This is a genomic window from Terrabacter sp. P2_E3, from assembly GCF_056403915.1.
Map to the genome: position 1 here is coordinate 115,446 of NZ_JBFUEN010000006.1, position 20,056 is coordinate 135,501.

At 70.5% G+C, this 20,056-nt stretch carries 21 protein-coding genes; 3 read left to right on the top strand and 18 right to left on the bottom strand.

The window, feature by feature from the left end; genetic code table 11:
* Nucleotides 1-143: 143 nt before the first annotated feature.
* Complete coding sequence (gene murA / locus AC1DW8_RS09580; protein ID WP_056770458.1) at nt 144-1,430, bottom strand: UDP-N-acetylglucosamine 1-carboxyvinyltransferase; 1,287 nt, start codon at nt 1,428-1,430, stop codon at nt 144-146.
* 66 nt (nt 1,431-1,496) lie between these two features.
* Between murA and AC1DW8_RS09585 the strand changes: the two genes are divergently transcribed.
* On the top strand, nt 1,497-2,141 hold the full coding sequence (locus tag AC1DW8_RS09585) for a cob(I)yrinic acid a,c-diamide adenosyltransferase (protein ID WP_478093592.1): 645 nt from the start codon (nt 1,497-1,499) through the stop codon (nt 2,139-2,141).
* 208 nt (nt 2,142-2,349) lie between these two features.
* The gene (locus AC1DW8_RS09590; RefSeq protein ID WP_478093594.1) at nt 2,350-3,345 is read left to right on the top strand and encodes a hypothetical protein; all 996 of its coding nucleotides are present in this window, start codon (nt 2,350-2,352) and stop codon (nt 3,343-3,345) included.
* 139 nt (nt 3,346-3,484) lie between these two features.
* On the opposite strand, the gene AC1DW8_RS09595 is transcribed toward AC1DW8_RS09590, so the two are convergent.
* Together AC1DW8_RS09595 and AC1DW8_RS09600 are read right to left on the bottom strand one after the other, a co-directional pair.
* Complete coding sequence (locus tag AC1DW8_RS09595; RefSeq protein WP_056824320.1) at nt 3,485-3,922, bottom strand: DUF2550 domain-containing protein; 438 nt, start codon at nt 3,920-3,922, stop codon at nt 3,485-3,487.
* A gap of 8 nt (nt 3,923-3,930) precedes the next feature.
* On the bottom strand, nt 3,931-4,206 hold the full coding sequence (locus AC1DW8_RS09600; RefSeq protein ID WP_028785412.1) for a F0F1 ATP synthase subunit epsilon: 276 nt from the start codon (nt 4,204-4,206) through the stop codon (nt 3,931-3,933).
* Between the two features lie 118 nt (nt 4,207-4,324).
* Between AC1DW8_RS09600 and AC1DW8_RS09605 the strand changes: the two genes are divergently transcribed.
* Nucleotides 4,325-4,762 (top strand): DUF6918 family protein, encoded by a 438-nt coding sequence (locus AC1DW8_RS09605; protein WP_478093597.1) that lies wholly within the window; start codon nt 4,325-4,327, stop codon nt 4,760-4,762.
* A 107-nt stretch (nt 4,763-4,869) separates the two neighbouring features.
* Here AC1DW8_RS09605 and AC1DW8_RS09610 read toward each other — a convergent pair whose 3' ends face one another.
* The 15 genes from AC1DW8_RS09610 to prfA form a co-directional block, all read right to left on the bottom strand.
* Nucleotides 4,870-6,249, bottom strand: coding sequence for an NAD(P)/FAD-dependent oxidoreductase (locus AC1DW8_RS09610; RefSeq protein WP_056770473.1), 1,380 nt, complete (start codon nt 6,247-6,249; stop codon nt 4,870-4,872).
* Between the two features lie 489 nt (nt 6,250-6,738).
* Nucleotides 6,739-8,199 (bottom strand): F0F1 ATP synthase subunit beta, encoded by a 1,461-nt coding sequence (gene atpD / locus AC1DW8_RS09615; RefSeq protein WP_056770479.1) that lies wholly within the window; start codon nt 8,197-8,199, stop codon nt 6,739-6,741.
* A gap of 27 nt (nt 8,200-8,226) precedes the next feature.
* Nucleotides 8,227-9,159, bottom strand: a complete 933-nt coding sequence (locus AC1DW8_RS09620; RefSeq protein ID WP_056770482.1) for a F0F1 ATP synthase subunit gamma — start codon at nt 9,157-9,159, stop codon at nt 8,227-8,229.
* A gap of 104 nt (nt 9,160-9,263) precedes the next feature.
* Entirely contained in the window at nt 9,264-10,895 is a 1,632-nt protein-coding gene (gene atpA / locus AC1DW8_RS09625; protein WP_056824313.1) for a F0F1 ATP synthase subunit alpha, read from the bottom strand.
* 69 nt (nt 10,896-10,964) lie between these two features.
* On the bottom strand, nt 10,965-11,777 hold the full coding sequence (locus AC1DW8_RS09630; protein ID WP_478093601.1) for a F0F1 ATP synthase subunit delta: 813 nt from the start codon (nt 11,775-11,777) through the stop codon (nt 10,965-10,967).
* Nucleotides 11,777-12,379 carry a F0F1 ATP synthase subunit B gene (locus tag AC1DW8_RS09635; RefSeq protein WP_056770492.1) on the bottom strand — a complete coding sequence of 201 codons (603 nt, stop codon included), beginning with the start codon at nt 12,377-12,379 and terminating at the stop codon, nt 11,777-11,779. Before AC1DW8_RS09635 ends, AC1DW8_RS09630 begins: the two co-directional genes overlap by 1 nt.
* Nucleotides 12,380-12,435: 56 nt before the next feature.
* Entirely contained in the window at nt 12,436-12,645 is a 210-nt protein-coding gene (atpE, locus tag AC1DW8_RS09640) for an ATP synthase F0 subunit C (protein ID WP_020142944.1), read from the bottom strand.
* Between the two features lie 126 nt (nt 12,646-12,771).
* Entirely contained in the window at nt 12,772-13,554 is a 783-nt protein-coding gene (gene atpB, locus AC1DW8_RS09645) for a F0F1 ATP synthase subunit A (protein WP_056770495.1), read from the bottom strand.
* 148 nt (nt 13,555-13,702) lie between these two features.
* A complete protein-coding gene (locus tag AC1DW8_RS09650) occupies nt 13,703-14,005 on the bottom strand; it encodes an AtpZ/AtpI family protein (protein WP_478093604.1) in 303 nt (100 codons plus the stop codon).
* A gap of 14 nt (nt 14,006-14,019) precedes the next feature.
* Nucleotides 14,020-14,529 carry a Cg1360 family ATP-synthase-associated protein gene (locus AC1DW8_RS09655; protein WP_056770497.1) on the bottom strand — a complete coding sequence of 170 codons (510 nt, stop codon included), beginning with the start codon at nt 14,527-14,529 and terminating at the stop codon, nt 14,020-14,022.
* A gap of 144 nt (nt 14,530-14,673) precedes the next feature.
* Nucleotides 14,674-15,771, bottom strand: coding sequence for a glycosyltransferase family 4 protein (locus AC1DW8_RS09660; protein ID WP_478093606.1), 1,098 nt, complete (start codon nt 15,769-15,771; stop codon nt 14,674-14,676).
* 44 nt (nt 15,772-15,815) lie between these two features.
* A complete protein-coding gene (locus AC1DW8_RS09665; protein WP_478093608.1) occupies nt 15,816-17,093 on the bottom strand; it encodes a serine hydroxymethyltransferase in 1,278 nt (425 codons plus the stop codon).
* A 47-nt stretch (nt 17,094-17,140) separates the two neighbouring features.
* Nucleotides 17,141-17,983 carry an L-threonylcarbamoyladenylate synthase gene (locus AC1DW8_RS09670; protein ID WP_478093611.1) on the bottom strand — a complete coding sequence of 281 codons (843 nt, stop codon included), beginning with the start codon at nt 17,981-17,983 and terminating at the stop codon, nt 17,141-17,143.
* Nucleotides 17,984-18,038: 55 nt separating this feature from the next.
* Nucleotides 18,039-18,908, bottom strand: coding sequence for a peptide chain release factor N(5)-glutamine methyltransferase (prmC, locus tag AC1DW8_RS09675; RefSeq protein WP_478093613.1), 870 nt, complete (start codon nt 18,906-18,908; stop codon nt 18,039-18,041).
* The gene (gene prfA / locus AC1DW8_RS09680) at nt 18,905-19,996 is read right to left on the bottom strand and encodes a peptide chain release factor 1 (RefSeq protein WP_056824304.1); all 1,092 of its coding nucleotides are present in this window, start codon (nt 19,994-19,996) and stop codon (nt 18,905-18,907) included. The genes prmC and prfA overlap by 4 nt, the downstream gene beginning before the upstream one ends.
* Nucleotides 19,997-20,056: the final 60 nt, after the last annotated feature.

Genomic DNA, 20,056 nt, shown 5'->3' on the forward strand with positions numbered 1-20,056 from the left:
CCTAGGAGTCAAGAAGTGGTCAAGAAAATACGAACATCGAGCGAAGAACTCCGCCGGCCTCCGTGCCGGGACTGAGCGCTCCTGACAAAAGGGGCGATCCGCCGCCGCAGCCGCGGACTGGCCCGGCGGGTCTGCGGGTTCGCCTACTCGAACGGGGGCTCGTCGTCGGGCTCGCGCGTCACGTCGGCGCCGAGGGCGCGGAGCGCCTGCTCGAAGCGCGGGTAGCCGCGGTCGATGTGGTGGACCCCGCTGACGAGGGTGTCCCCCTCGGCCACGAGGCCGGCGATGACGAGTGCGGCACCGGAGCGGATGTCGCTGCTCTCGACGGGGGCACCGGACAGCATCGGGACGCCGTGGGTCATGACGTGGTGCCCGTCGATCTGCGCGTCGGCGCCGAGACGGGCCAGCTCCTGGACCGTGCGGAAGCGGGCCTCGAAGAGGTTCTCCGTGACCATGGCAGAGCCGTCCGCCACGGCGTTGTAGGACAGGGCGAAGGGCTGCAGGTCGGTCGGGAAGCCCGGGTAGGGCAGCGTCGCGACGTCGAAGGCGCGCGGGCGCCGGTCGACGGCCGACACCCTGAACCCGCGAGGGGTGACCTCGACGTGGCACCCCGCCTCCTCGAGGGCGCCCAGCGGCGCCCTGAGGTGCTCGGCGACCCCACCGACGACCTCGATGTCGCCACGCGTCGTGGCGGCGGCGAAGGCCCACGTGCCGGCCGCGATGCGGTCGGAGACGACGGCGTGCTCGGTCGGGACGAGGGCCTCGACGCCGTGCACGGTGATCCGCGACGTGCCTGCGCCCTCGAGCTTGGCACCCATCGACACGAGCATCTCGGCGATGTCGATGATCTCCGGCTCCTTGGCGACGTTGTCGATCGTCGTCGTGCCGCTGGCCAGGACAGCCGCCGTGAGGATGTTCTCGGTCGCCCCGACGCTCGGGAAGTCGAGCCGGATGTCGGCGCCGCGCAGGCCGGCCGGCGCCGTGGCCACGAGGTAGCCGTGCGTCACGTGCACCTCGGCACCGAGGGCCTCGAGGCCGGCCGCGTGCAGGTCGAGGCCGCGCGAGCCGATCGCGTCGCCACCCGGGACGGCCACGTCGGCCTCGCCGACGCGGGCCACGAGCGGGCCGAGCACGGAGATGGAGGCGCGCAGCGCCCGGACGAGCTCGTAGTCGGCCCGGTGACCGATGCGCTCGGGCACGTCGAGGACGACGACGCCCGCCGCCGGGTCGTAGTCGACACCCACCCCGAGCCGGCGCAGCAGCTCGGCCATGATCGTCACGTCGGCGATCGCCGGGACGTTCGTCAGCGTCGTGCGGCCCACGGCCAGCAGGGCCACGGCCATCAGCTTCAGGGCGCTGTTCTTGGCGCCGACGACGGCGACCTCGCCCACGAGGTGGGCACCACCGACGACACGGAATCGCTCTCTCACCCACCGAACCCTATCGGGGCACCGACCGACCGACAGCGCCTCCACGACGGGTGAGAGAGTGGCCCCATGGTCAACCTGACGCGGATCTACACGCGCACCGGCGACGACGGCACGACGAGCCTCGGCGACTTCTCGCGGGTCAGCAAGAACGACGCCCGGCTGCACGCCTACGCCGACTCCAACGAGGCCAACGCCGCCATCGGCATCGCCGTCGCGTGCGGCGACCTGCCCGACGCGGTCAGGGCCACCCTCCAGCGCGTGCAGAACGAGCTCTTCGACGTCGGCGCCGACCTGTCGACGCCGCTACGGCAGGCCTACGACTACCCGCCCCTGCGCGTCGAGCAGCCCTGGATCGACGACCTCGAGGCGGACTGCGACCACTACCTCGAGCAGGTCGAGAAGCTCCGGTCGTTCATCCTCCCCGGAGGCACGGCCGGGTCGGCGCACCTGCACCTCGCGACGACCATCGTGCGTCGCGCCGAGCGCTCGGCGTGGGCGGCCGCCGACCAGCACGGCACCGAGCCGGCCCCCGAGGGCACGGACGCGAGGGGCGTCGGCGGCGTCAACGTCCTCACGGCGAAGTACCTCAACCGCCTCTCGGACCTGCTCTTCATCCTCGCCCGGATCGCCAACAAGCCGATCGGCGGCGACGTGCTGTGGCAGCCCGGTGGCGGCCGCGTCGAGAAGCCCGAGCGCACGAAGAAGCACTGACCCGCCACACGGCATACGGCATACGGCATACGGCCTCGGCGCCCCGGTCGCGCGGGAGATCGCGCATCTGCGGTCGCCTGGGCGCAGCAGACGCGCGATCTCGCGCCCGACCACGGTGTCGTCCACAGCCCCGGAAGCCTGTCGCGCACCGTCCACACCCTGACGGCCGAGGCGGGACCGACGCCCCGCCGGAGCGCACGATGCTCGGGTGGACCCCAGACTCCCCGCCCCGCTGCACGAGCTTGCCGTGCACCAGCTCGGCGTCCTGACTCGCCGGCAGCTTCTCGAGGGCGGCCTGACGCCGGCCCAGCTGCGCACGAGGCTCGGGCGAGAATGGCGGCTCGTCCTGCGAGGCGTCGTCCTGCTGTCCAACGGAGTGCCCTCCGAGCAGCAGCGGTTGATGGCCGCCCTGCTCTTCGCCGGTCCGAGAAGCTGGCTCGCAGGCTCGTCGGCCGCAGCGGTTCACGGGATCGCAGGACTTCCGGTGTCCAACCCGATCCAGGTCCTGGTCCCGGCTCCCCTGCGCTCCCGGGCTCATGGGTGGGTCCTCGTCCGCAACACGACGCTGCTCGACGAGCCCATCTACCGGCGCGGCCCGCTCCGCCTGTCGTGTCCCGCCCGGGCGGCCGTCGACGCCGCGGCGGCCGCACCGTCGGACGAGCAGGCACGAGCCGTGCTCGTCGCCGCGGCCCAGTCGCGCAAGGCACGGCTGAGCGACCTCGCGCACTGGTCGCTCGTCCGCGGGCAGGCGGGCTCACGACGACTGCACGAGGGTCTGGCGGTCGCGGCCTCCGGGGCTTGGTCCGTCCCCGAGGCCGACCTGCTGCGCCTCCTCTCCTCGTCCACGGTCCTGCCCGCGGTGTGGGCCAACCCCGAGGTCCGCGCCTCGTCGGGGCGCCGCCTGACGACACCCGACGTCTGGATCGACGACGTCGCCCTCGCGGTCATGGTGCACAGCCGCCAGTGGCACGCCGATGGCCTGGCCTGGGAGTCGACGGTCGAGCAGGACACCGATCTGCAGACCGCACGGGTCGTCGTCGTCGGGGTGACGCCGCACTCGATCCGCTCGCGACCCCGCTGGGTGCGGGAACGGGTCGAGACTGCCTACCTCGAGGCCCGGGCGACGGGTGTGCGCGCGGACGTCGTGGCCACCCCACGCGACCCCTGGCTGGGAGTTCGACCTGTCACGCGACGGTCGTCCTAGGAAGACCGTGCGCCGTGAACTGCGCGAGATCGCGCAGAACAGGTCGCCCTGGGCGCAGCGGGTGCGCGATCTCGTGCGCGACGAGCGACCAGCGGGCGAGGCGGGTGGGCCGAGGCGGGTGGGCCGGAGCGGGGCTGCGTCAGGCGACGTTGACGTTGTAGCCCGGGGGCGCGGCTTCCTGCCACGAGCGCAGCGCGGTGTAGGCCGGCCCCTGGAGGGCCAGCTCGAAGTCGCTGTCGCCGTCGCTGCACGGCACCCGGCTCGCGTCGGGCAGCAGCGGGATCGAGTCGCTGCCACTCAGCGGCTCCGGAGCGTCGAGCAGCAGGCGCTGACGCAGCCAGCGGTGCTTGGGGCGCACGGAGACGCCCCCGAGGGCATACCACTCGAGGGCGTTGTCACCGAACCGGATGAGACCCAGGCGCCAGCGGTCGGACTCCGTGCGGCGCATGCCGCAGAGGGTCAGGGGCAGGCCCTTGGCGATGTAACGCCGGCGCAGGAAGGTCGTCGCGAGGACGGCCACCGCGACCACCAGGAGCGTGCCGATCACGATCTCGGTCGAGACGAGAACGGACGGCACGCGCGACCTCAGCTCGTCTGCAGCGACGAGGCGTCGACGTGCTCGGCGACGATGGTGACGACGTCCGAGTCGACCGAGAGGAACCCGCCGTCGACCGTCACCGTGCGACGCTCGCCCTCGAGGGACTCGATGGAGACCTCGCCCTCGACGAGGACACCGAGCAACGGGGTGTGGCCGGGCAGGATGCCCAGTTCGCCCGAGATGGACCGGGCGCGTACGAACTTGGCCTCGCCCTCCCAGACCTTCCGGTCGGCGGCAACCATCTCAACCTTGAGCGAACTCACGTTTCCTCCGGATCGTGGGGGTGTGCTCTGCAGTTTAGTGCCTCTGCGAGGATGCTCCGTACGCGAGGTGGCGCAGGCCGCTCGCGCCGATTCCCCATCCTCCACAGGAGTCCTATCCATGAGCACAACCGTGTCCGACGCCCTTCTCGAGCCGACCCGCCGCCCGGTGGCGGTGGAGACCCTGACCGACGTCATCGACGCCGAGGTCGCCGACAAGTCCGGACTGGGCGGAGCCGCTGTCAAGGCCGGCTACGCCGCCGCGAAGAAGCTCGGTGGCAACTTCGTCACGAGCGCCACCGACCGTCTGCTCCCCCAGTTCGCGAGCGCCCTCGACCCGTTCTGGGCCACCAAGGGTGACACGTCGTTCGGGGCCCACCTCGCGGCCCAGCCCGACGCCGCGGCCGACGCCCTCCTCGCGGTGACCGATGCGAAGGCCGCCAACACCTCGCACGGCTCGGCCGCCAAGGTCTACGGCTCGCTGCGCGGCAAGGCCAAGGGCCATGTCGTCGCCGCTCTCCCCCGGCTCGGCGCAGCCGTGGAGCGTCTCGTCCCCTGACGCGTCCCTGACCGCAGGACGGTGCACGCCACCGACCACGTATGCCGCCGGGCCGGCTCCCCTCGAGGAGCCGGCCCGGTCGTGGGTCCGGGTCGCACCCGGACCGGTCAGGACTCGTCGTGCCCGCGGTCCGTCGCGACGCGCGGCAGCTCGGGACTGAACTCCTCACCGAGGTCGGCGATCGCCTGCCGGGCGAACACCTGCTGCTCGGTGACGACCCGCTCGGACCGGCCACGGCCGATGAAGGTGACGGCCCAGTGCAGCAGCGTGGTGATCCGGTGCTTGAAGCCGATGATGTAGACGAGGTGCACGGCGAGCCAGAGGATCCAGGCGAAGAACCCGCTGAACTGCGCCTTGCCGACCGACGCGACGGCGGAGAAGCGCGAGATCGTGGCCATCGAGCCCTTGTCGAAGTACTCGAACGGCCCCTTGGGCTCCTTGCCGTCGAGGCGTCGCTCGATCTGCTCCGCGGCGTAGCGGCCGCCCTGGATGGCGACCTGGGCGACACCCGGCAGCCCGTCGAGCGCCATCATGTCGCCGACGACGAAGACCTCGGGGTGGCCCGGGAGCGTCAGGTCGTCGCGGACCTCGACGCGGCCGGCCCGGTCGAGCTGAGCGCCCGACTGGTCGGCGAGCTGGCGACCGAGCGGCGAGGCGCTGACGCCCGCGGCCCACACCTTGCACACCGACTCGATGCGCTCGCGGCTGCCGTCGCCGTGCTCCACCTCGATGCCCGTCGCGTCGACGTCGACGACCTTGGCACCGAGGCGGACCTCGACGCCCATCTCGGTCAGGCGCTTGACGGCGCGGTCGCCGAGCTTCTCGCCGAACGAGCCCAGCACGGCGGGAGCCGCGTCGAGCAGGACGACCCTCGCCTTCGTCGGGTCGATCCGGCGGAAGTCGCGCTTGAGGGTGCGTCGCGCGAGCTCGGAGATCTGGCCCGCCATCTCGACACCCGTCGGGCCCGCGCCGACGACGACGAACGTCATGAGGCGGTCGACCTCGGCCTGCGTCGTGGCGAGCTCGGCGAGCTCGAACGAGCCGAAGATGCGACCGCGCAGCTCGAGGGCGTCGTCGATCGACTTCATGCCGGGGGCGTGCCGGGCGAACTGGTCGTTGCCGAACCACGACTGGCCGGCGCCCGCGGCGACGATGAGCGAGTCGTAGGGCGTGACCGTCTCGCGGCCGACCGCGGTGTGGGTCACGGTGCGCGCCTCGAGGTCGATCGTCTCGACCTCACCGAGCAGCACCTTGGCGTTGTCCTGACGGTGCAGCACCTCGCGCGTCGACGGGGCGATCTCGCCCTCGGAGAGGATGCCGGTGGCCACCTGGTAGAGCAACGGCTGGAAGAGGTGGTGCGTCGTGCGGGCGATGAGGGTCACGTCGACGTCGGCGCGCTTCAACTTCTGCGTGCTGAACAGTCCGCCGAAACCCGATCCGATGACCACGACCCGGTGGCGCGGGGCCTGCTGGGTGGGCGTGCTCACGATTCTCCTTGTCCTTGAGCTGTGTCCTGGTGCGAGGTGCTGGGCGCGTCGGCGCTGACGGTTCCATCTCTGTCAACACCGTCGGTCGTACCCGCATGCCCCGCGGGGGACGCGGAGGGCGTCCACGGGCTGCGGTTCTCGTCACACTCGGCGCAGGTGGTCGTAGCGGACGCGGCGGACGGTGGCGCCCAACCCGCAGCACGGCGAGGAGGCACAGCAGCGCCGGGGTCGTGGTGTACGACACGACCTGCTGGTTGCATGCACCCGGCAGCGCCTGGACGTTCATCTCGTCCTGGAACGGGACGTCACCCTGGGCGAGGCGGAGCGCCAGCTCCACGGCGTGCGAGCTGTCGCTGAGGTCCAACCCGTAGCGGGCGCGGACGATCGCGGCGGCCACGACGGCCACCGCGAAGCCCGGCACCCACAGACGACGAACGGGGAGGGCCCAGAGGGCACCTCCCCGTCGTCGGGTGAATCGATCCATCCAGGTCAGAGGTTCTTCTGGATCTCCGCCCACTGACGCTCGACGTCGTCGAGGCCACCACACATGAAGAAGGCCTGCTCGGCGACGTGGTCGTACTCGCCGTCGGCGATCTTCGTGAAGCCCTCGATCGAGTCGGCCAGCGACACCGTCGAACCCTCGATGCCGGTGAACTGCTTGGCGACGTAGGTGTTCTGCGACAGGAAGCGCTGGATGCGACGGGCGCGGTTGACGAGGATCTTGTCCTCTTCGGAGAGCTCGTCGATACCGAGGATCGCGATGATGTCCTGCAGCTCCTTGTTGCGCTGGAGGATCGAGCGGATGCGCACGGCCGTGTTGTAGTGGTCGGCGGTCACGTAGCGCGGGTCGAGGATTCGCGAGGTCGAGGACAGCGGGTCGACGGCGGGGTAGATACCCATCGACGCGATGTCACGCGAGAGCTCGGTCGTCGCGTCGAGGTGCGCGAACGTCGTGGCCGGGGCCGGGTCGGTGTAGTCGTCGGCCGGCACGTAGATCGCCTGCATCGAGGTGATCGAGTGACCACGCGTCGAGGTGATGCGCTCCTGGAGGGTGCCCATCTCGTCGGCCAGGGTGGGCTGGTAACCCACGGCGGACGGCATACGGCCGAGGAGGGTCGAGACCTCCGAGCCGGCCTGCGTGAAGCGGAAGATGTTGTCGATGAAGAGCAGCACGTCCTGCTTCTGGACGTCGCGGAAGTACTCCGCCATCGTCAGCGCCGACAGCGCGACGCGAAGACGCGTGCCCGGCGGCTCGTCCATCTGGCCGAAGACGAGGGCCGTCTGGCCGAGAACGCCGGCCTCCTCCATCTCGACCATGAGGTCGTTGCCCTCACGGGTGCGCTCACCGACACCGGCGAACACCGACACGCCACCGTGGTCACGGGCGACACGCGCGATCATCTCCTGGATGAGCACGGTCTTGCCGACGCCGGCACCACCGAAGAGGCCGATCTTGCCACCCTGGACGTACGGGGTCATCAGGTCGATGACCTTGATGCCCGTCTCGAACATCGTGGTCTTGGACTCGAGCTGGTCGAAGGCGGGGGCCTTGCGGTGGATGCCCCAGCGCTCCTTGACCTCGAGCCGCTCACCCTCGGCGAGGTTCATGCACTCGCCGGTCGTGTTGAACACGTGGCCGAGCGTCACGTCACCGACGGGGACGGTGATGGGGCCGCCGGTGTCCTGCACGGACGAGCCGCGCACGAGACCGTCGGTCGGCTGGAGCGAGATGGCACGGACCATGTTGTCGCCGATGTGCTGGGCGACCTCGAGGTTGAGGTTCTTCGTCTCGCCCGCGAGGGTCACCTCGGTCGTGAGCAGGTTGTACTGCTCGGGCATGGCGTCGACGGGGAACTCCACGTCGACGACCGGGCCGATGATGCGGGAGATGCGTCCGACGCCGCCCGCGGGCGGGGCCGTCCACGTGGTGTCGCTGACAGCTGCAGTCATGGTGGTCTGCTTCCTTACCTGTGGGCGTTACTTCTCGGCGAGGGCGTTGGCGCCGCCCACGATTTCGCTGATCTCTTGGGTGATGCCGGCCTGACGGGCCTGGTTGGCGAGGCGCTGGTAGGTCTTGATCAGCTCCGTCGCGTTGTCGGTGGCCGACTTCATCGCGCGCTGGCGGGCGGCGAGCTCGGAGGCCGCCGAGCTGAGCAGCGCGGTGAAGATGCGGTTGCGGACGTACTTCGGCAGCAGCAGGTCGAGGACCTCGGACGCGCTCGGCTCGAAGGAGTACTCCGGGGGGATCTGCCCCTCTTCGTAGCGGTTGACGCTGAGGTCGAGGCTCTCGTCCTCGCTGGCGTCGTCGGCCTCCACGACCTCGAGGGGCAGCAGGCGCAGCACGAACGGGTCCTGGCGCACCATCGAGCGGAAGCGGGTGAACACGACGTGGATCTCGTCGTGGCCGCCCTCCTCGGTGGGCTTGAGGAAGTCGGCCGTGATGCGGTCGGCGATCTCCTTGGCGTTCTCGAACGTCGGGGCGTCGGAGAAGCCGGTCCACTCGGCGGCGTAGTCGCGCTTGCGGAACTTGTAGTAGCTCACGGCCTTGCGACCGACGAGGTAGGGCACGACCTCCTTGCCCTCGGCGGTCAGCTTGGAGATGAGCTCCGCGCTCTCCTTGATCGCCGCGACGGAGTAGGCACCGGCAAGTCCGCGGTCCGCCGTGATGATGACGACGCCGGCCCGCTTCGCGGTCTCCTTCGCCGTCGTCAACGGGTGGTCCTCGTTCGTGTTGGTCGCCACCGCGGACACGGCACGCGTCAGCGCGGTCGTGTACGGCATCGCCTCGGTGGCCCGCTGGCGGGCCTTGACGACGCGTGCGGCCGCGATCAGCTCCATCGCGTTGGTGATCTTCTTGATGGAGTTGACGGACTTGATGCGCTGGCGGTAGATCCGCATCTGCGCTCCCATGTGCTCCGCCTCTCTTGGTCTCTAAAGTCTGTGGTTGCCTGCAGGGTGGGCTCACGCCCGCTTCCGTATGCCGCCCGGCTGGCCGGGCGGCATACGGAAGGTGGTCACTTCTGCTTGACGATCTTCGCCTGGGTGATCTGGTCGTCGGCGATCTCGTCGAACTCCTCGTTGCCGGCCTCGAGGCCGTCCTTGCCGGTGCCCCGGAAGGTGAACTTGACCTCGTCGACGACCTTGGCCAGCGCCGTCTCGGTGTCCTCGTCGAGCTTGAGGGTCTCGCGGATCGTCTGGAGGATCTTGCCGTCGCGACGCAGCGTCTCGAGCAGCTCGGACTCGAAGGTCCGCACGTCCTCGACGGCGACGTCGTCGAGGCGACCGGTCGTGCCGGCCCAGATCGAGACGACCTGCTCCTCGACGGGGTACGGCGAGCTCTGCGGCTGCTTGAGCAGCTCGACGAGGCGCGCACCACGGGCGAGCTGGGCTCGCGAGGCGGGGTCGAGGTCGGAGGCGAACATGGCGAACGCCTCCATGGCGCGGAACTGCGCGAGGTCGAGCTTGAGTCGACCGGCGACGGACTTCATCGCCTTGATCTGCGCGGCACCACCGACTCGGGAGACCGAGACACCCACGTCGATGGCCGGACGCACGTTGGCGTTGAACAGGTCGGCCTGCAGGTAGATCTGGCCGTCCGTGATCGAGATGACGTTGGTCGGGATGTACGCCGACACGTCGCCAGCCTTGGTCTCGATGATGGGCAGACCCGTCATCGAGCCGTGGCCGAGGTCGTCGGAGAGCTTGGCGCAACGCTCGAGGAGCCGCGAGTGCAGGTAGAAGACGTCACCCGGGTAGGCCTCGCGGCCCGGCGGACGGCGCAGCAGCAGGGACACGGCGCGGTAGGCCTCGGCCTGCTTGCTCAGGTCGTCGAAGACGATGAGGACGTGCTTGCCCTGGTACATCCAGTGCTGGCCGATGGCCGAACCGGTGTAGGGCGCGAGGTACTTGAAGCCCGCCGAGTCGGACGCGGGGGCCGCGACGATCGTGGTGTACTCCAGCGCGCCGGCCTCTTCGAGCGTGCCGCGGACCGACGCGATGGTCGAGCCCTTCTGGCCGATGGCGACGTAGATGCAGCGGACCTGGGCGTCCGGGTCGCCGGACTCCCAGTTGCGCTTCTGGTTGATGATCGTGTCGATCGCGACCGTCGTCTTGCCGGTCTGGCGGTCGCCGATGATGAGCTGGCGCTGGCCACGGCCGATCGGCGTCATCGCGTCGATCGACTTGATGCCGGTCTGGAGCGGCTCGTGGACCGACTTGCGCTGGACGACGTTGGGCGCCTGCAGCTCGAGGGCACGACGCTCCTCGGACTTGATGTCGCCGAGACCGTCGATCGGGTTGCCGAGCGGGTCGACGACGCGGCCGAGGAAGTCGTCACCGACCGGGACCGAAAGGACCTCGCCCGTGCGCTTGACGGTCTGGCCCTCCTCGATGCCCGCGAAGTCACCGAGGACGACGACGCCGATCTCGTGGACGTCGAGGTTCAGCGCGAGGCCGAGCGTGCCGTCCTCGAACTGGAGCAGCTCGTTGGTCATGGCCGAGGGCAGACCCTCGACGTGAGCGATGCCGTCACCGGCGTCGGTGACGCGGCCGACCTCTTCGCGGGAGGCCGCGCCGGGCTCGTAGGACTGGACGAACGAGTCCAGAGCGTCCCGGATCTCCTCCGGACGGATCGAAAGCTCCGTCATGTCAGATCTTCTCCTCGGTTTCGACCCGCAGGACGGGCCGGTGGTTGATCACAGCTGGTGGTGGGTGCCTCAGGCACCCATGGCCCGGCGGGCCGCGTCGAGCTTGCGGATGACGGTTCCGTCGATGAGCTCGTCACCGATCTCGACCTTGACCCCGCCCATGACCCGGGGGTCCACGACGGTGTTGACGTGGACCGTGCCGCCGTAGATGGCAGCCAGGCCCGCGGCGAGGCGTGCACGGTCGTCGTCGGTGAGCGGGACGGCCGAGGTGACGATGGCCGTCTGCTGCTCGCGGCGGCTCGAGGCCGTCTCGAGGTACTTCTCGAGGACCCGGTCGAAGCGCAGGCCGCGCGGGGCGACCACGGCCTGACGGGCCAGCACGAGGGTCTCCGGTGCGACCTTCTCGCGCAGGAGCGAGGACACGAGGTTGGCTCGCTTGTCGGCGGGCGCCTGCGAGTCGGCCAGCGCCGAGCGCAGCGGGGCGTCGGCCGCCACGATGCGCTCGAAGCGGAACAGCTCGTCCTCGACGCGGTCGGCACGGCCCTGGACCTCCGCCTCGGCGATGACGGCCTCGACGGCATACGACTCGACCGTGTCGGTCAGGTCACGCTCGGAGCTCCAGCGCTGGCCGAAGGCACCCTTGAGCACGACCAGCGTCTCGGCGCTGACCTTGCCCGCAAAGAGCCGCTCGGCGAGCTGGGCCTTGTCGACGCCTTCGCGGGACGGGTCGGCCACGGCGCGACGCAGGGTCGCGCTGCTGTCGATGATCCCGACGGCCGCGAAGAGCTCCTCGGCCAACCGCGAACGGTCGGCACCGGCAGCGAGGACGCCGGTGAGAGCCTCGCGGCTCGCCGCCGCTGCTGCGCGTGAGGGTCCCTGCATCAGGCGTCTCCGCCCGGGCTGCCGGCGGCGCCGCCGACCTTCTCGCGCACGACGTCGCCCGACTCGAGCTCGGCGAGGAACCGCTCGACGATGCCCTTCTGACGGGTCTCCTCGTGGAGGGACTCCCCGACGATGCGGCTCGCGAGGTCGGTCGAGATGCGGCCGACGTCGCCGCGGAGCGAGACGACCGCCTGCTGGCGCTCGGCCTCGATCTGCTTGTGCGCCGTCTCGGTGATCCGAGAGGCCTCGGACGCCGCGTGCTCGCGCATCTCCGCGATGATCTGCGCGCCCTGGGCCTTCGCGTCCTCACGGATGCGGGCGGCCTCGGAGCGGGCCTCGACGAGCTGCGCCTGGTACTGCTCGAGCGCGGCCTGGGCCTGGGCCTGGGCCTCCTCGGCCTTGTTCATCCCGCCCTCGATCGCAGCAGTGCGCTCGGCGTAGATCTGCTCGAGGCGCGGCACGACCTTCTGCTTCACGACGACGTAGAGGATCGCGAAGCACGCCAGGCCGAAGAAGAACTCGAGCGGGTGCGGGATGATCGGTGCCGCGGTGGCCCAGAAGCCGCCCTCGCCGCCCTCGGCGGTCACGGTCACTGCTTGCATGAGGTTCTCCTAGAGAGAAAGACGATCGGTGCTTCGGGCTGCCCCGGAAAGGGGCGTCAGCCCTTGAAGACGAAGGCGAGCGCGATACCGAAGATGGCGAGCGCCTCGGTGATGGCCATGCCGAGGAAGGCGATCGGCTGCAGCATGCCGCGGGCCTCGGGCTGACGGGCGACGCCGTTGATGTAGGCGGCGAAGATCAGACCGACACCGATACCGGGGCCGATGGCGGAGAGGCCGTAACCGAGGATGGCGATGTTGCCAGTCATGTTTATTCCATTCCTTCTTGTCTTGTCCGGCTGGCGGTTACCAGACGGGCGGGGGCGAAGCTGGTGTGTGGTGTTCGTGCGGTGGTGCAGTTCGTAGGGCGCCGGAGGCGCCGGGAGGCGTCGGCCTCAGTGCTCGTCGGCGACCGCGCCGCCGATGTAGAGGGCGGCCAGCAGGGTGAAGACGTAGGCCTGGAGGAACTGGACCAGGATCTCGAACAGCGTCATGACGAAGGCGAAGATCCACGTGACGCCGCCGGCGATGACGAGGATGCCGCCGTTGGTGAGCATGTACCAGCCACCGGTGATGAACAGGACGATGAGGATGTGGCCGGCGAACATGTTGCCGAAGAGTCGCAGGGCGAGGGTGACCGGGCGCGTGAAGAGGTCGGTGATCAGCTCGAGGAAGAAGATCGCGGGGATCATCGCCTTAGGCAGGCCGGCGGGCACGAGCGACTTCCAGTAGCCGATGAAGCCGTGCTTGCGCATGCCGACGACGTGGAAGACGACCCAGACGATGAGCGACAGCGCGATCGGGAAGCCGATACGGCTCATCGTCGGGTAGCTCATCGGCGGGATGACGCCGAACAGGTTGTTGACGAGGATCGTCGTGAAGAGCGCGAAGAGCAGCGGGACGAACCGCATGAACTCCTTGCTGCCGATGAGGTCCTTGGCGATGCCGTTGCGCACGAGGCCGTAGACGGCCTCCGTGCCCATCTGGCCGCGGCCGGGCACGAGAGCCTTCTTCTTCGTCGTGGCGAGCAGGAACCACGCGACAAGGCCGGTGGCCAGGACCATGAGCAGGATCGGGCGGGTGATCGCGAACGGCCCGTCGGTCCCGAAGAGGGGCTGCCAGAACTCCTCGACGCCGGGGGCGGTGTAGTCCGTCGGGGCGGCGGCCACGATGCTCACGGGTTACTCCTTTGTAGGTTCTGGGCACTTCGGCTGACGACCTGCGTCAGGGGTGGAGAGTCGGTGCTCGGGAGCGGGCTCCCGGTGGGGCTCCACGTCGGCGGGCCAGGGGGCGACGCGCTGACGTGCGGCACGGAGGCCGTCGGGCTCAATGGGTACCGTATCGGAACCAGATCAGGTAGAGCGACAGGGCCATTCCACCCACGATCCCGACCCCGACGAGCCAGGTCGTGCCCAGCCAGTGGTCGGCCAGGGCACCGAGACCGCCGTAGATGAGCGGACCGGTGAGCATGTAGGCGACGGCACGCCAGGCGGAGTCCTGCTCGCGGGTGTTGAACCGCCGCAGCTCCTCGGCCTTGTCCTCCGCAGAGGGCTCGCTGGGCTCGCTGGGCTCGCTGGGCACCGTGGGCTCGCTCGGGTCGCTGGGCTCCGGCGTCGGTGGTGTGGTCATGTCGACCTCCCGTGTCACGGCTCATCACGCGGCTCCCGGTGGGGCGCCGCCTCGGGCGTCGCGTCGGGCTTCGAGTCGGGCGTCGCGTCGAGCGAGGCCGCGCCGTCGGGGTCGTACGCGAAGATCCGCAGGCGCTTGTAGGCGCGCATCTCGAAGAAGAGCCAGACGACGGCGCACACCGTGATCGACAGGCCGATCGCGAAGCCCGAGGCCCACGTGACGTCGCGCAGCGCGAACATGACGACGCCGAGCACCAGCACCTTGAAGGTGTAGGTGACCATGACGATCATCATCGTCGTCGTGGGCGGCAGGTCGGCCGTGCGCTTCATGACGAGGAGCGTCAGGCTGAAGAAGAAGAGGACGATGGCGGCGCCGAGCGCGGCCGACCATGCGGCCTTGGGGCTCGAGAAGAGCCCGACGACGACGCAGACGAGGCCTGCCACGGCCGTCGGCAGCAGGGAGCCCCGGAGGAGCTGCGCGAAGGCATCTGACTGTGATGCGTCGCGTGCCGGTGTGGCGCTCAAGAAAACCTGCCTGGGTGCGTCGTGAGGCGTAGTGCGGGCGGGGTTCGGGCTGATCCGGATGATGCTCGGATCGCTTGTGTGGAAAGGACTTCCGGGCTCCTGTGGCGGTCTTCCCAGACTCCCCTCAGGTGCTTGTGAATGCTATCACAAGCGTTCGGACGGCCTCCACCGAGGAAGCCAGACGGTGAGCACGACACCCATCGCGGCGGCCGCCCCCACGACCGCGAGCGGATCGAGGCCGTCCCAGATGACGAAGGACACCGAACCCAGCGCCACGATGGCGGCCCACAGGTAGAGGATGAGCACGGCACGGCGGTGGCCGTGACCGATGCGCAGCATGCGGTGGTGCAGGTGCATCGCGTCGGGGTGCCACGGTCGCTGGCCGGCACGGGTGCGCCGGACCACGGCGAGCAGCATGTCGAGCAGCGGCAGCAGCAGGACCGCGAGCGGGACGAGGATCGGCAGGAACGCGGCCGACACGTCGTTGGCGCTGACCTCGCCCGGGTCGACGTTGCCGGTCAGGGTGATCGTCGCCGCCGACAGGAGCAGCCCCAGCGTCAGCGCTCCCGAGTCGCCCATGAAGAGTCGGGCCGGGTGGAAGTTGTGCGGCAGGAAGCCGGCACAGCAGCCCACGAGGGCGGCCGAGATGAAGGTCGCGGTCGAGAACACGTTGGCCGGCACGAACGAGCGCGACACGATGTAGCTGTAGACGAAGAAGGCGAACGCCGCGATGCAGACGACCCCCGCGGCGAGCCCGTCGAGCCCGTCGATGAAGTTGACGGCGTTCGTCGACGCGATGACGACCAGCACCGTGAAGAGCACGAGGACGGGGGTCGGCAGGATGGTCGTGCCGAAGATCGGCAGTGACAGCAGCTGCACCCCGGTGTAGGCCATCAGGCCCGCGGCGAGCATCTGTCCCGCCAGCTTGGTCAGCCAGTCGAGCTCACGGATGTCGTCGAACGCCCCGAGCAGGCACACGATGCCGGCTGCGGCGACGACGCCGAAGATCTGTTTCGTCGAGAAGAGCGTCCCGAGGTAGGGCAGCGCCCTCGCCACGAGCGCCGCCGCCACGAAGCCGATGTAGATGCCGACTCCCCCGAGCCGCGGGATCGGGGTCTTGTGGACGTCGCGCTCGCGGACGGCCGTGAACGCCCCGGTCGCGACGGCGACGCTGCGGACGAAGGGTGTGGCGAGGTACGTGACCGCAGCGGCCACGATGAGGACGAGGACGTACTCGTGCACCTACCGACCTTCGCTCGGGCGCCGACGCTGGCGGGGGGACTGACTCAGCGAGGGTATGCCGGGAAGCGCGTCACGAGGTCGGTGACCTCCGCACGCACGTCCTTGCTCACCGCGTGGTCGGGGTCGGCGTCACCCTCGGTGACGGCGCGGTGGATGAGCGAGGCGATCTGCTTCATCTCCTCCAGGCCCATGCCCTGGGTCGTGACCGACGGCGTGCCGACGCGGATGCCCGAGGCGATGTTGGGCTTCTGCGGGTCGAAGGGGATGGCGTTCTTGTTGAGCACGATGCCGGCCGCGTCGGCCCGCTCCTCGGCCTCCTTGCCGGTGACACCGACGCCCTGGAGGTCGAGCAGCGCCAGGTGGGTGTCGGTGCCGCCCGTCGTCGGGCGGATGCCGAGCGCGAGCAGGCTGGCCGCGAGCTGCCGGCTGTTGGCGATGACGTCCTTGGCGTACTGGGCGTACTCGGGCGTCGCGGCCTCCTTGAAGTTGACCGCCTTGGCCGCGATGGTGTGCATCTGCGGGCCGCCCTGCATCATCGGGAAGATCGCCTTGTCCATGGCGGCGGCGTGCTCGGCCTTGCAGACGAGGGCGCCGGAGCGCGGGCCGCGCAGCACCTTGTGCGTCGTGAAGGTGACGACGTCGGCGTACGGCACGGGCGAGGGGATGGCCTTGCCCGCCACGAGGCCGATGAAGTGGGCGGCGTCGACCCAGAGGATCGCGCCGACCTCGTCGGCGATGGCGCGGAAACGCTCGAAGTCGATGAGGCGCGGGATGGCCGAGCCGCCGGCGCAGATGACCTTGGGACGGTGCTCATGGGCGAGGGCCTCGACCTGGTCGTAGTCGATGTCCTCGCTCTGCTGGTCGACGCCGTAGTGCACGGCTTTGAACCACTTGCCGGAGAAGGAGACCTTGGTGCCGTGCGTCAGGTGGCCGCCCATCGGCAGCGCCATCGCGAGGATCGTGTCGCCCGGAGCCATGAAGGCGCCGTAGACGGCTTGGTTGGCACTCGCGCCGGAGTGCGCCTGGACGTTGGCGTGGTCTGCGCCGAAGAGGGCCTTGGCGCGCTCGATCGCGATCGTCTCGGCCTTGTCGACCTCGGAGCAGCCGCCGTAGTAGCGGCGACCGGGGTAGCCCTCGGCGTACTTGTTCGACAACGTCGACCCGAGGGCCGTCAGGACCGCGGGCGAGCTGATGTTCTCGCTCGCGATGAGCTGCAGTCCCCCGCGGATGCGGTCGAGCTCCGACAGGAGCACCCCCGCGATGTCGGGGTCGAAGGACTGCAGGGCACCGAAGTCGGAGCCGTAGAACGTGTCGTCAGCCATGGGAGTTCTCCGGGGGGTCGGGAGTGGGGCGCGAGCGCGAGCCAACTCTATTGCGTCGTGCTGGCACCGTCGGACGGCCGCTCGGTCGTGGACACGTCGTGCCACTCGCCGAGCGTCTCGGCAGCCTCGTCCGACGTGCCTTCGGCGGGCGGCTCGTCGCCGGCTTCCGCGTCCGGCTCGGTCGCGGGGTCCGCCGCGGGCGTCGCGTCGGCCTCGGCCGCCGGCTCGGCGTCGGGCTCGGGGGCCTCGAGGACGGGCTCGGGCACGAGGGCCTCGTCGAGCTCCTCCTGGCTCACGGCGCCGAGGCGCAGGGTCACGGGGGTCTCGCCGGTGCAGTCGACGATCGTCGAGGGCTGCCCCTCGCCGGCCGGGCCGCCGTCGAGGTAGACCCCGACGGACTCGCCGAGCATCCCGACCGCCTCATCGACCGTGCGTGCCGCGGGGTCGCCGGTCGTGTTGGCGCTCGTGACCGCCATGGGACCGATGTCGCCGAGCAGCTCGAGGGTCATCTCGTGGGCGGGCACGCGCAGGGCCACGGTCCCGTTGGTCTCGCCGAGGTCCCAGTGCAGCGACGTCTGCGCCTTGAGCACGAGCGTCAGCGGTCCGGGCCAGAACTTCTCCATGAGCCGCTGGGCGTAGTCGGGCACCTGCGTCGCGAGGCCCTGGGCCGTGCGCGCGGTCGGGATGAGGACCGGCGGCGGCATGTCGCGGCCGCGGCCCTTGGCCGCGAGGACGGAGGCGACGGCGGTGGCGTCGAAGGCGTCGCAGCCGATGCCGTAGACCGTGTCGGTCGGCAGGACGACGATCTCGCCGCGTCGGACGGCCGAGGCCGCGGCCGGGATGCCCTCGGCACGCCCCTCGGGGTCGGTGCAGTCGTAGCGCTCGCTCACGGGCAGAGCCTACTGGGGCGCGGTCGAGCGCCCGGGCGCCGGGCCGACCCGTGGGTCAGACGCGGCGGCGCGCCACCGTCACCCGCGGGCGGGCGGACAGGTCGTCGTGGTCGGTGACGTCGGTCCACTGCCCCGTCGCCGCGAGGCGGCGGGGCAGGCTCTCGCCCTGTGAGTCGGCGTGCTCGACGAGGACGAGGCCGCCGGGACGAAGCAGCCGGGCGGCCGTCCGGGCCACCGCGAGCGGGATGGCCAGGCCGTCCTCGCTGCCGCCGTAGAGCGCGACGTCGGGATCGTGGTCGCGCACCTCGGGGTCGACGGGCACGGCGCCGACGGGGATGTAGGGCGGGTTGACGGTCACGACGTCGACGGCGCCCGCCCAGTCCTCGAAGCAGGGCAGCGTCGCGTCGCCCTGCTCGAGCCGGACGTCGAGACGCAGGCGGTCGCGGTTGGCCACCGACCAGGCGTACGCGTCGGGCGACAGCTCGAGGCCGCGCACGTCGGCGTCCGGTCGCTCCGCCCTGACGGACAGGGCGATGGCGCCGGAGCCCGAGCAGAGGTCGACGACCCTGACGGCCTCGGCGCCTGCTGCCGACAGCCGATCGACCTCGACGAGCGCGAGGTCGACGAGGACCTCGGTCTCGGGTCGCGGCACGAAGACCCCCGGGCCGACCGACAGGGTCAGGCGGCGGAAGTGGGCGCGGCCCGTCAGGTGCTGCAGCGGGACCCGGCGGGCCCGCTCGTCGACGAGGACGGCATACGACCCCGGGAGCGTGCGACCGCCGAGCACAATGAGGCGGCGGACCTCGGAGGCGTCGACCTCGAGCACGTGGGCCGCGAGCTCGACGGCGTCGACGTCGGCGGAGGCCACCCCCGCGTCGCGGAGCCGCGCGGCAGCAGCCCGGACACCCTCGCGCAGGTCCGTCACGCGCGCGGCCCGTCACCCTCGGCGAGCGCTGCCAGCTTGGCGGCCTCGTCGGCGTCGAGCGCCGACTGGACGACGGGGTCGAGGTCTCCGTCGAGCACCGAGTCGAGGTTGTAGGACTTGTAGCCGGTGCGGTGGTCGGAGATGCGGTTCTCGGGGAAGTTGTAGGTGCGGATGCGCTCCGACCGGTCGACGGTGCGCACCTGCGACCGACGGGCGGCGCTCGCCTCCGCATCGGCCTCGTCCTTGGCCATCTGGTGCAGGCGAGCCCGGAGCACGCGCATCGCGGCCTCCTTGTTCTGCAGCTGCGACTTCTCGTTCTGGCACGACACGACGAGACCCGAGGGCAGGTGGGTGATGCGCACGGCCGAGTCGGTCGTGTTGACGCTCTGCCCGCCGGGGCCGCTGCTGCGGTAGACGTCGATGCGCAGGTCGTTGGGGTCGATCGTCACCTCGACCTCCTCGGCCTCCGGCATGACGAGGACGCCGGCCGCCGAGGTGTGGATGCGGCCCTGGCTCTCGGTCACGGGCACGCGCTGGACACGGTGGACGCCGCCTTCGTACTTGAGGCGGGCCCAGGGCCCCTCGCCCAGCCCGGGAGCGCTCTTGGCGCGCACCGAGACCCGGACGTCCTTGTAGCCACCCAGGTCGCTCTCGGTCGCGTCCTCGACGGCGGTGCGCCAGCCGCGCTGCTCGGCGTAGCGGAGGTACATCCGCAGCAGGTCGCCCGCGAAGAGGGCGGACTCGTCGCCGCCCTCCCCCGCTTTGACCTCGAGGATGACGTCGCGGTCGTCGTCGGGGTCGCGGGGCACGAGCATCCGGCGCAGGTGCTCCTCCGCCGCGGCGAGGCGGGCCTCGAGCGAGGGCACCTCCTCGGCGAACGACGCGTCGTCGGCAGCGAGCTCACGTGCAGCCTCGAGGTCGTCGCCGGCCGCCGTCCACTCGCGGGCGGCGGCGACGGTCGGCGCCAGGGCGGCATACCGCTTGTTGAGGGTGCGCACGAGGTCCTGGTCACCGTGCACGGCCGGGTCGGCGAGCTGCAGCTCGAGCTCGGCGTACTCGTCGAGGATCGACTGGACGGAATCGAGCACGGCAGGCCCTTCGGCTCAGGGGACGGGTCGGGGTAAAGCGAACGCCGGCTCCCGACGACC